Source organism: Gammaproteobacteria bacterium (genome assembly GCA_029882975.1).
Taxonomy (GTDB): Bacteria; Pseudomonadota; Gammaproteobacteria; order SZUA-152; family SZUA-152; genus JAJDNG01.
Window position 1 is genome coordinate 1 of the sequence record JAOUJW010000058.1, and the last position, 11,016, is coordinate 11,016.

Below are 11,016 nucleotides of genomic sequence, written 5' to 3' on the forward strand. Positions count from 1 at the left end.
GTGTCACAAGCTGCGGGAGTAAAGCTGTCGCAGATTTGGTAGGTAAAGCTGTCCGTGCCATTGAAGTTAGCGTTGGGGGTGTAATCCACGGTACCTGCAGCGGCCGGTGTGGCTACGCCGTTATTCGGTACTAACGTTACGGAAACTGACGTCGGATCCAGGTTGCCATCGATGTCACTGTCATTAGCTGCCACATTGATATTGACCGGAGTGTCTTCAGCGGTGGTAACCGCATCATCAACCGCTGTTGGAGCCATATTATTGTTGGTGTAACTGATGCTGACGGCCTGTGTAGTTGAAGCTCCAACACCATCGCCGACACTCACACTGTACGCAGGCGCCTGTCGGGTATCATTATGTTGGAATACAATTTCGCCGGCTTGCACCTGCGCCTGGATAAATTCTGTGATTGCCTGACCGATTGTGCTTTGCAGTTCAAACTGTCCATTGTTGACATTAGAAACAGTGAACACCAGATTTGCGTCATCATTATCCACATCTGTGGCGCTAAGCTGAGCATTGGTGAATACGATTCTTTCACCCTGATTGATTGCTAAAGTATTGTTAACCAATCGAGGCAAGTCGTTTATGGGGTTTATGGTAATTCTTATTTGGATACTATCGATACCACCCTGTTCGTCCATCACTTGAACCTGGAACTGGTCTGGCCCAAAGTAGTCTGCGTTTGGCGAGTAGTTTAAGGCAACGGATCCACCGTTCCCTATCACCGAAGCAGAACCTCGCGAAGGAGCCAGACTGATGCTCCACACCAATGCACTTACTGTACCTTCGTCGTTAGCTGTTAAGGTTTGGGTAAACCCAATAGGAGTGCCATCCTCATCCATAACCACATTGAGCTGAGCACCTTGCTCAATTACCGGTGGTATATTGATTCCTGCCCCCGGAGTTGCCGTAGCCACATTAGAGCGCGCACTTTCACCGGCCAAGTTGCTCGCAGTGATTTGATAATAATACGTGTTTAGATTGGATAATTCCGTGTGTGTGTACTGAGTTACCGATGTTGATAAAGGAATTGTCGTGGTCGAAGCTTCCGGTAGACCCGCTGTTGTCGACCAGTACAGTGTATAACCCGCGGCTCCTGCTACGGCTTGCCAAGATAGATTGTTTTCTGTATTTCCACCCTCGGCTTGTAACAGCGCTGGAGCACTTAACAACGGCGGTAAAGGTCTGGCACTGACTTCGCTGGAACTAACTCCTGACCCACTGCCATTATCGGCAACAACAACATAAAAGTAGGTTTGACCGTTGGTCAAATTAACGTGCTGATAAGGGCTGGCTACATTGGCTACGGAAGTACCAGCCGTTCCGCTTCCGCTCATCGTACTCCAGTAAATGGTATAGCTGACACCAGCCGCTGCATTGTCCGGCGCCAACCACGTAATGGTGTTCGCACTGTCTTGAGCTTGAACGCTGACGCTGCGAGGCGCCCCGGCTATGGGTTGCTGTGGTGTAGCACTTACCTCCATACTGGGGGTACTGCCTCCGCTGTTGGTGGCGGTGAGTCGATAAAAGTACCGAGTTCCACTAACCAGTCCAGAGTGAGTCGTAGCACTGGATACATTGCTCAACGCATCCGGGATTCGATTAGCAGCAATCAACTGGACCGGAGTGGTTGTACTGGCGTACAACTGGTAAGTAATACCAACACGACTGTCCCAACTGATTATATTACTGTTGGCGCCATTGCTAACCGCTTGTATTCCGCCGGGGGCCAACGGTATAGGCTCGATGGGTGTAGCATCCACAAAAACACCGCGAGGTCCTTCACCCCCCGCATTGGAAGCACGAAGAAAATAGTAATACGTTGTATTGTTGGACAGGCCGCCATGAATATGCCCGCTACTAACACCCGCTAACCGAGTCCACAAGGAAGGATCTGCGGCATTATCTGTACTCCAGTACAGATTATAACTATCAGCATTGCTCAATCCGTCCCAATGCAACTGGATTTGTCGGTCTGATGCTGTCGCACGAAAATTTTGCACCACACTGGGTGGAGACGGTAAAACCCTAGCAAACACGACATCGGACATTGGTCCGGTGCCACCGGCATTGTATGCCGCTACCCGGTAATAATAACTCAAACCGTTAGTTCGATTGTCGTGAAGATAATCCAGACTGGTAAGATTGTCGATTCTTGCCGATTGTTCATTTACGGGAAGACCTGTACTCCAGTAAATTCGATAACGCACGTCGGATGCCACGACCGCACCCCAACCCAACTGAACCAACCCATCCTGTCCCGCTACGGTGAGATTACCCGGGGCGCCGGCGGGCGCAGCCAACTGCGGTACCGCTTGCACTTCAGTAGAAAAGATACTTTCACTACTGCCGGTACCATTAACCGCAGAAATCTTAAAAAAGTAGCGTACGCCATTACCAAGACCCGTTAAGGTGTAAGGTGAAACCACATTGGGCACCACCTGTAAACCCCCCTGGTCCGTGCGCCAATACAAATTGAAGGTTTCCGAACCGTCACTCCCCGCGGCTGCCTGCCAATGAATCTGAACCTGAGACTCCCCGGGTATCGCCGCCAGTTGTGTGGGTGCATTGGGAATATCTTGTGGCAATGCCCAATATTCCCTCGATACTGCACTCACCCCTCCGGCATTTTCGGCAACAACGATATAGTAGTAGCGTTGATTATTGGTAAGTCCTGCGTGATCAACACTGTTTGTCGTAATCAACTCCGGAGTCACTAAAGCACCGCTATCGCGAACACCGGATCGATCCGACCAATATACCCGGTACCCGCTCACTTGTTCTACAGCCGGATTGGACTCCCACTGAATACGCACCATGGAGTTTCCCGGGCTCACCACAACACCACCGGGAGCGCTGGGAGCTGCAATTTGCGGTTGTACTACCACAACCTCACTGGCATCACCTTCCATGGAAACATCGTTCAGTAAACTTAGCGTCTTGACCCAAATTTCATACTGTTGCCCATTCCGAATAGAACCATCAATCGTATTATCGATACGAAGTTCGGTTCCGTTGGTATCGAAGGTTCGTGCCGCGAGTTGACCTTGTTCCCTCCAAAACACACGATAGGTTTCAACGCCAACAACCGGTGTCCAACTAATTGCCATCCAACCGTTGCCGCCCACTCCCTCAACATTTCCCGGCACACCGGCACGAGTTTTTTCCGGCGCCCTCGGCCCTATCTCCATGCCCAGAGTTTCACCGACATCATTATATGCGCTAAGGCGTAAATAGTATGGAACTCCGTTACTTAAGCCCTGCATAGCGTAGAGATAAAAAGGCGCTTGACCCGGAGCAGCCACACTGATTAATGGTAAGTTTCCAAGTCTCGCACTACTGTTGTCTATCCCTGGAGCTTCACCCCAATAAAGATTAAATCCGTGTGCACCGGGTGTCCGGGCAAACTGCAAAAACAACTTTCCATCTCCCGCATCTACGCTTTGAATTACGGGCAGTTCCGGTGCTGTTCCCGGTTTGGTGGGAATATTTACACTGGGCGCATCACTGGGAGTGGCTTGAATCTGTTCACTAAGCGCACTGGCTCCACCCGCATTTAAAGCACGAACTCGGTAAAAATAACTTTGGCCTTCTGTTTGCAGAGGAGCGTGGATAAACGGACTGGTAACACTAGCCACACGCGTATCGCTTAGGCTCACATCACCAGTGGTGTTCCAGTACAACTCGTAAGAGTCCGCATTACTCGAATCCTGCCAAGTCAGAACAACTTGCCCCGTTTCCGCACTGGCACTGAACTGTAAGGGTTGTCCCGGCGCGTGATGTTGTGGCGTGGCACCACGCTCCAATGACAAACTGCCCTGACCACGCCGATTGTTGGCAGCCACTCGATAGTAATAGGTGGTACCGTTATTTAGACCCGCATGTACGTAGTAGTAAGTCTTTTGATTCTCGGTGGGTACACCGTTGACATTGGCATCCAATAAAACATAAAGATCAGCATTGCTTGGGTCTATACGTACCGATTTATCAGTGACCCCAGGACTATTTTGCCAAAAAATACTATAGGAGGAAGCTCCATCAACTCCGCGCCAAACCGCCACATTATTACCGTCGCTGGCTATGGTCTGAAAGATATCAACGACATCGGGAAGTACATAGTTGGGCATAGCGTCAACCTGTCTGGACAATCCGCTTTCACCCAGATAGCTTTCTGCACTGACGCGATAGGAGTAGTTCACACCATTATTTAAGCCACCGTGCAGAAAATAAGGCTGTTCCAGACCGGAAACCTTTGAACTGCCGAGATGAACCTCTACACCGTCACCGGCTTGCCAATACACATTGTAACTACTTGCCCCCGGCACACCGCTCCACATGAGCTCTACTTGTCTGGCCCCTGGGTTTACAACCAAGTTAGCGGGAACCTTTTTAACACCACTACTGGAGTCGCCGGCACTATCCGCGCATGACGTAAGCAAAAAAGCTAATAACAAACTCAACAGCAGGGAACAAAATGAGTTGCTCCTATGATAAATATTTTTTGACATGATTAAATGTGTGCACCCCGGTTTTATTACTGCCGTACTGACAGTCATGACTCTCCCTAGGCAAAAGTGACAGACACCTTACAACCGCAACGACACTAAATGAGCAGGATCACGTTTTGCTTATGGATAACTTTGCCTGAATACCAGCATGAGTTGCCGCGTACCCCTCGCGGCATCAATGATGCTAACCAAAACAGGGAGATTTGTCATGTGAATATTACCAATGGTTTTAAGCAGTATGATAAGCCGCAAAAGCTATCCAATTCAGGCGCGCACGTAATAACCAAATGATATATACTTAGTTGACTATAGGCTTACAAGAGAAATAGAACCGCGATAATTTGCACCTTACGGTGAATTTTTCCCAAAAACCTTGCGAGATTATTCATAGAAAAGCTCAACCACGAAACCCTAAAATCACGCCCCAACACATTAGAACAACGGATACTTTATAATAAAAGGAAGGCATGTGACACAGCTAAGATGGTATCGGCTTTTAATATTGCTGGCGCTAACGCATAACAGCAATGCTTGGGCGCAGGAAAGAATCAACATTCACGGTTTTATGACCACCGCGGTCACGCAGACAAAAAATAATCAAGACAGCGCTTATGCTAACGGCACTGCCACCGATAAAACGAATTTTTCGGCAAGAGACAATGTTTTGGGCCTACAGATAAAAGCCGACATTGATGAATCCACCAAACTCACCACGCAATTTATTGCCAGAGGTGACGACTCCAACTATGACTTAAAAACCGACTGGGCCTATTTGGATATTAAAGCTGGGCCCCATAGTAATATTCACGTAGGAAGATATAAAATCCCGTTGTTTATTGCCTCAGACTATATTGATGTGAGCTATTCTTACCCTTGGGTCCGCCCCCCACAAGAAGTGTATTCAAGCAACCCTTTGATTTCCCACTCCGGAATTAATTGGCTCTACAACATACCACTACATGAGCACAATATACTAATACAACTCTATTACGGTAACGGATCACACGACGTTTACATACCATCCCGCTCTTTGGACCTGGGCCCAATACTTATTGATAAAACGCAAACATTGAGATTAAACACTCGCGACTCTGTCGGCATCAACGTAGGAATTCAGTCAAAACTGTTTTCCTTTCGAGCTGGTCATTTTAAAACCAAAGTAGACGTCAACGGTGCAATTAGTGGCGCCAAAGGAGACTTCACCGGTATTGGATTCAGTTTAGACGCCGATAATATGGTAGTTTACTCTGAATACGTATCCAGAGACACAGACTCCAATGTTGTCGTAGCATTTCCCGATCAAACCGCCTGGTATATCACCTTAGGCTACAAACTGAAAACCTATCTACCTTATATTACCTATGCACACATAGGACCCGGTATGGATGAAAATATACTGTCTGTGGAACAAACATCCACAGCAGCAGGGATAAGATACGATTTCGGCAAAAACAGCGCTTTTAAACTAGAAGCTCTATATATAGACCCGGCAGATAATAATCACGGTTTGTTTCACGACCCGGTTGAAAACGGTACCGTCTACACTGGCAGCTTAAACGTAATATTTTAATTATGAATATCATCACTATGACAAAACGATCGCTACTGATCGTTTCTTTTACTCTACCGGCTATGGGACTTATTGGCAGTAACACCTATGCTTCCGAATCCGTTAATACGTCGTCCTATTTCAAATTTCATCGTCAACTGGCCCATGAAGGCAATATTGACTCAATGATACTGCTGGGAAATATGTACGAAAGGGGTAAAGTAGTAGAAAGAGATTATGAAAAAGCGTTGCTCTGGTACAAAAAAGCCTCCCTCAAGGGAAGCGCCAGAGCCCTGGAAAAGCATCGCCAATTAAGTGCAGTAGTGAAAAAAAGCTCCGAGCAAGATAAACAACCCCTGCTGATCAAAATAAAACAAATCGATCAACAAATGCTGAAACAGAAATCTGAAACTTTTTTGAAGCTTAAACAAAGCCTGGAGCAGGAAATGGAGGTGGCAAATCAGCGACTGCAACAACAAACAAATACAACAGAGCACAAGCCAGAGAATCAACCCCCAAAGCAATTAGTGAAATCATCTACAGAATCAGCTGCTAATTCATCCGGTCCTTCTTCAGCCAAATCAGCACCAATCCAACCGAACCGGCTGAACATGGGCGCAACGACTGCAAGCATCCCACAGCCAGTTAATGCTGCACCATCCGGGAATACACCGAAACTTCAACGTGATTTAGGCTTGTCGCGGACAAGTGGGGTACCGCTGAAAACCCACAACCCGCCCCCTCATGTCTACCTATCCAAACCGGTACTGTATCATCCCACCAACCCAACTCATTCTACAACCGAACCGGTAAACAATGAAAAGATATCGGGCAATACTAAAACACAGCAGCACCGCAACAACATCCAGGCACAAAGCAAAACACCGAAAGGAGCGACCCAAGCGCCTAAACTGAAATCAATATCAAACCAAAGGGAAAGCGCTCCGGGCAGCAATGCCGGTTTTAACGCCAACCCATGCGAAGGCGTCAAAGCTCAATTTATGTCAACTTGCCGTTAAAAGGCCAGAACAGAGCTCGGGGTAACTACACCACTGAGCGGCACATCCCAAGACTCATTTTGAATGCGGTTGACTTTTTGAAAATCGTGAGCAACGCCGATCAAGCGCGGCTTTGACCACCGCCTGCGGAATCGCAAAAATGCAAATGTTCTGTCGTAGTACCCCCCGCCCATACCAATCCGATTACCCGACTCATCAAACGCCACCAACGGTGTCAACACCAGATCCATCGCCAACGGCTTGGCCATTTCCCTCTTAAAACATTGAGGTTCGGGAATTCCAAACTTGTTAAATCTCATTTTTATCCCAGGCCTGTAAGGGGCAAAACGCAAATGGGGCCGGGACCCGGCTCCCAGCACAGGTAGATAGCAACGTTTTTTTCTCGCCAAAGCCAAAACGATCAGAGGTAACAAATCCAACTCACCGTCATTGGAAATATAAAATGCAATACGTTGACTATTGCGAAATAAGGAGTGGCTGGAAAAATGCGCGGCGAGACGATCAGCCAGACGTGTTTGTTCCGCTATCGGTAGGTTGCGACGTTTTTCGCGCATCGCTTTACGTAACTGCTTACGAGATTGATCCATACCAATAATCGAGGCACTTCAAATACGTGATGCGGCAAAATAAAAAGGCACCCCCCGCGTGAGCCGACTGCACCGTTGCCCTTGACCCAGAGCAAAAGGTGGGCGAATCTGTTTGCGTATTAGGCTTTCCGTCGAGCGGACATGCTCACAACACAAACGGTCAACTCCCAATTAGGTTATTATGGGACAAGAAATTCCAGTGCAAAAACCAAACCCCGCAGGGTGTGCCATACTTTAAAACCTGACTCTATCTTACACCAAGGTGGATTGCATTTTCACTATTGACATTTACAAATCCTGACCTAGTCGATGCAAGGCTGATTCCACTTTTTCCTTAATACTTTCTATTTGATGTGCTTCAGATGGAGATCCTGACTGAATCTGTAATAAATCGTATGCAATATTCAGGGCAGCCATAACTGCAATACGGTCGGCCCCAACAACCCGGCGTTTATCCCTGATTTCTTTCATTTTTCTGTCAAGGTAACGAGCCGAATTGAGTAGCGGTTCACGGTCTGCCCTGTCAACGGCAACCTTATATTCTTTATTGAAAATATGTACCGTTATGGGATTCTGTTCTTCTTCGATCATGCATCGTGCTCCATCGACCTCAACCTAATCAGCATAGACTCTACTTTGACGCGTGCCAACTCGGTCTTTTCAATTAAATGCGCTCGCTCCTCCACCAAAATCTCCTGACGATCTTTTAGAAGAGAATTTTCGTTCTTCAATTTGTCACACAGCGCAATGAGTTCGTCAACCCGTCGTTCTAACTTTATTATCATGCTTTCTTCTGACATTCACGGCATACCTATGGACACAATGGCACCAATATAGATCCACAACCACCAGGGGTCAATCCGGCAAATTCACATTTTGCGAAAGCCATCAAAGACATTGCCGCCTATTGCAACAATCCTGCCGAATTCACTCCAGTGGAGATTTCCTTTAGCGCTGACAACAGAGGTATAATACGCCAATCTCATTGATTCAGGTAAATTATTCCCCCATGAACAGCGCATTTGATTATAATTTAACAGGCTTGCAATTAAAAAAAGTCGACTGTGAAAAAAGCCCCGGGGAAGCCCATGGCATTTTATGCGGTGTATTGTGCGCAGATCCGGACGCCGACACCAACATCTGGCTCAATTTGATTTTTGCTCAGTTTGACAGATACGATTTATTGTACAAGGAAACGGAATTACATATGCAAATTCTGGCGGGAATATGCCGTGAGCAAATCAATGATCCCACATGCGATTTTCACTTATTGCTACCCGGAGATGAATTCGTCCTGGACGACAAAATTTCGGCACTGGCTGATTGGTGTCAGGGATTTTTACTGGGCTTGAATGGCGCCGGACTCACCGATTTTCGCGAGTTGCCGGAAGACAGCAATGAGTTCATTGCCGATCTGCTGGAGTTAACTCGTATAGACAGCGCCTACGACTACTATAACGATGACGAAGAAGATGCCGAATCCTGGTTGGAGCAGTTTATAGAATACGTGCGTGTGGGCGTGCTGCTGTTGAACGAAGAATTGCATCCCGATAAAGCGCCTCCGCAAACAACAATATACCATTGAAGTCAAAACTATGATGAACCCATCCGAATTTGCTAAACGCCGAAAACGCCTACTGCAGTTGATGGGCAATAACTCCATTGCCATCGTTCCAGCCACCCCGGCGGTGATTCGTAACCGGGATGTGGAGTTCCCTTACCGCCCGGATAGTGACTTTTACTACCTCACCGGCTTTGGCGAACCCAGTGCCGTTGCTGTGCTAAAACCCAAGCACCCCCACGGAGAATACATTCTGTTTTGCCGTGAACGGGATCCGCTGATGGAAACCTGGAATGGACGCATGGCAGGACTGGAAGGCGCTAAAAACACATATTTGGCGGATGACGCCTTCCCCATTAGCGACCTGGATGAAATTCTGCCCGGACTGCTGGAGCATTGTGACCGCGTTTACTATGCCATGGGTTGCAATCAAAACTTTGACCAACGTGTAATCGGCTGGGTCAATCAATTGCGTGTCAAAGGACGCTCCGGCGTCAACAGTCCAGGAGAATTCGTGGCCTTGGATCATGTATTACATGACATGCGCTTGTTTAAAAGCCGCGCAGAAGTGAAAAACATGCGTCGGGCCGCACAAATCTCTGTACATGCTCACATTAATGCCATGAAACACTGTCAACCGGGCATGATGGAATACGAAGTTGAAGCCCAACTGCTACACCACTTTCGCCGCAACGGTTGCCACACCGCCTATAACTCCATTGTTGGGGGCGGTGAAAACAGCTGTATATTACATTACACGGAAAACAACAAAGAGCTGAACGATAATGAATTGCTTTTAATTGATGCCGGAGCCGAACTGGACTGTTATGCCGCCGATATCACTCGAACTTTTCCAATTAACGGTAAGTTCAGCACCGAACAAAAATCCATCTACGAACTGGTTCTGGCAGCACAAGAAGCGGCTTTCGCACAAATCAAACCCGGTAATCACTGGAATCAGCCACATGAAGCCGCTGTGAAAACCTTAAGCAAAGGTTTGATCAAATTGGGCTTGTTAAAGGGGACGCTGAAACAGGTTATCAAGGATCAAAGCTACACTCGATTTTATATGCACCGAACCGGTCATTGGTTAGGCATGGATGTCCACGACGTGGGCGACTACAAAGTAGACGATCAATGGCGGGTATTTGAACCGGGAATGGTACTCACCGTGGAACCGGGTTTGTACTTTCAAGCCGACCGCAAAGTTCCTAAAAAGTGGTGGAACATCGGGGTTCGTATCGAAGATGATGTTCTGGTCACTAAAAACGGATACGAAATTCTTACCTCGGGTTTACCTCGAACCGTAAAAGAAATAGAAACGCTAATGGCAGGCTAATACAGCAAATGGAACCGAACCAAGAATACGATGTGGTCATTGTGGGTGGAGGCATGGTAGGCGCCAGCTTGGCCTGCGCGCTGGGGGCTTCAGAGCTAAGAACCCTGGTCATCGAAGCCATCCCCCTGGATATCCAAACACAGTCACCGCAACAATCCAGCTATGACGACCGTGCCATCGCACTATCCTACGGTTCCCACAAAATATTTCATAGCATGGGCGTATGGGACAATATGGCCAAGGAAGCCACCGCCATTGAGCACATCCACGTCTCGGAACAGGGCCAATTTGGCATGAGCAGAATCCATAGCCAACAATCCGGGGTTAAAGCCCTGGGGTATGTGATCAGCGCCCGGGCCATCGGCAGACACCTGAGCCACCAGCTACAGGGTCTGGGGCAAAACGTAGAGTTTCTCAGCCCGGCCCGGCTGATCGGAATACACCATGCCG

9 protein-coding genes and 1 other RNA gene are annotated in these 11,016 nt (G+C 47.9%); 5 read left to right on the plus strand and 5 right to left on the minus strand.

All coding sequences use genetic code 11. The features are described from left to right. On the minus strand, window positions 1-4,511 hold a 4,511-nt coding region (locus OEY58_22880), incomplete at its 3' end, for a fibronectin type III domain-containing protein (GenBank protein ID MDH5328289.1). Window positions 4,512-4,980: 469 nt separating this feature from the next. On the opposite strand from OEY58_22880, the gene OEY58_22885 reads away from it, so the two are divergent. Both OEY58_22885 and OEY58_22890 read left to right on the plus strand, forming a co-directional pair. Next, window positions 4,981-6,081: a hypothetical protein gene (locus tag OEY58_22885; GenBank protein MDH5328290.1), complete on the plus strand. Its 1,101-nt coding sequence runs from the start codon at window positions 4,981-4,983 to the stop codon at window positions 6,079-6,081. Between the two features lie 2 nt (window positions 6,082-6,083). Next, complete coding sequence (locus OEY58_22890) at window positions 6,084-7,079, plus strand: SEL1-like repeat protein (protein MDH5328291.1); 996 nt, start codon at window positions 6,084-6,086, stop codon at window positions 7,077-7,079. Here OEY58_22890 and OEY58_22895 read toward each other — a convergent pair. From OEY58_22895 to OEY58_22910, 4 genes are all read right to left on the minus strand, one after another. Next, entirely contained in the window at window positions 7,076-7,666 is a 591-nt protein-coding gene (locus OEY58_22895) for a 5-formyltetrahydrofolate cyclo-ligase (protein ID MDH5328292.1), read from the minus strand. The two genes, OEY58_22890 and OEY58_22895, sit on opposite strands and share 4 nt — an antisense overlap. Before the next feature lie 47 nt (window positions 7,667-7,713). After that, a non-coding RNA gene (gene ssrS, locus OEY58_22900) (6S RNA) lies at window positions 7,714-7,893 on the minus strand. A gap of 61 nt (window positions 7,894-7,954) precedes the next feature. Continuing rightward, window positions 7,955-8,257, minus strand: a complete 303-nt coding sequence (locus tag OEY58_22905; protein ID MDH5328293.1) for a cell division protein ZapA — start codon at window positions 8,255-8,257, stop codon at window positions 7,955-7,957. Then, complete coding sequence (locus OEY58_22910) at window positions 8,254-8,451, minus strand: TIGR02449 family protein (GenBank protein MDH5328294.1); 198 nt, start codon at window positions 8,449-8,451, stop codon at window positions 8,254-8,256. The genes OEY58_22905 and OEY58_22910 overlap by 4 nt, the downstream gene beginning before the upstream one ends. Window positions 8,452-8,675: 224 nt before the next feature. Between OEY58_22910 and OEY58_22915 the strand changes: the two genes are divergently transcribed. The 3 genes from OEY58_22915 to OEY58_22925 all read left to right on the plus strand — a co-directional run. Continuing rightward, a complete protein-coding gene (locus OEY58_22915) occupies window positions 8,676-9,251 on the plus strand; it encodes a UPF0149 family protein (GenBank protein ID MDH5328295.1) in 576 nt (191 codons plus the stop codon). 13 nt (window positions 9,252-9,264) lie between these two features. Continuing rightward, window positions 9,265-10,566, plus strand: coding sequence for a Xaa-Pro aminopeptidase (pepP, locus tag OEY58_22920; protein ID MDH5328296.1), 1,302 nt, complete (start codon window positions 9,265-9,267; stop codon window positions 10,564-10,566). 8 nt (window positions 10,567-10,574) lie between these two features. Further along, on the plus strand, window positions 10,575-11,016 hold a 442-nt coding region (locus OEY58_22925), incomplete at its 3' end, for an FAD-dependent monooxygenase (protein ID MDH5328297.1).

Excerpts from the sequence above, each read along its gene's own strand:
- OEY58_22910 (MDH5328294.1), bottom strand. The coding sequence starts at position 8,451 with ATGATAATAAAGTTAGAACGACGGGTTGACGAACTCATTGCGCTGTGT.
- OEY58_22890 (MDH5328291.1), top strand. The coding sequence starts at position 6,084 with ATGAATATCATCACTATGACAAAACGATCGCTACTGATCGTTTCTTTT.
- pepP (MDH5328296.1), top strand. The coding sequence starts at position 9,265 with ATGAACCCATCCGAATTTGCTAAACGCCGAAAACGCCTACTGCAGTTG.
- OEY58_22915 (MDH5328295.1), top strand. The coding sequence starts at position 8,676 with ATGAACAGCGCATTTGATTATAATTTAACAGGCTTGCAATTAAAAAAA.
- OEY58_22905 (MDH5328293.1), bottom strand. The coding sequence starts at position 8,257 with ATGATCGAAGAAGAACAGAATCCCATAACGGTACATATTTTCAATAAA.
- OEY58_22895 (MDH5328292.1), bottom strand. The coding sequence starts at position 7,666 with ATGGATCAATCTCGTAAGCAGTTACGTAAAGCGATGCGCGAAAAACGT.